At 68.8% G+C, this 491-nt stretch carries 1 pseudogene; it reads right to left on the bottom strand.

Annotation, left to right across the window (positions count from 1 at the left end):
* Window positions 1-491, bottom strand: a pseudogene (locus QSJ19_RS26640) (glutamine-hydrolyzing GMP synthase); the annotation flags it as partial.

The raw sequence follows: 491 nt of genomic DNA, 5'->3' as shown, positions 1-491 counted from the left end.
CGCCCGACGATCTCCTCGGGCAGGCCCAGCTCGCGGCCGACGGCGCGCACCTCGTCCTTGAACAGCAGGCGCAGCGGCTCGACCAGGCTGAACTCGAGATCCTCGGGCAGCCCGCCGACATTGTGGTGGCTCTTGATGTTCGCCGTGCCACTGCCACCGCCGGACTCGACGACGTCGGGGTACAGGGTGCCCTGGACCAGGAAGTCGATCGACTCGCTCTCGCCCTGTGCCCCCTCGCCCTGCCCTACCGTCAGGTCGGAGACGGCACCCTCGAACGAGCGGATGAACTCGCGCCCGATGATCTTGCGCTTCTCCTCCGGGTCGCTGACCCCGGCCAGCTCGTCGAGGAACGTGTCCGCGGCGTCGACGGTCACCAGCTTGGCCCCGGTCGACGCGACGAAGTCGTGCTGGACCTGCTCACGCTCGCCGGCCCGCAGGAGTCCGTGGTCCACGAACACACAGGTCAGACGATCTCCGATGGCCCTCTGCAC

The sequence above is a fragment of the Gordonia sp. ABSL11-1 genome (assembly GCF_030315685.1).
In the GTDB taxonomy this organism is placed as follows: Bacteria; Actinomycetota; Actinomycetes; order Mycobacteriales; family Mycobacteriaceae; genus Gordonia.
Note: the sequence above shows the minus strand (reverse complement) of the source record. Positions and strands in the feature narration are given on the sequence as shown.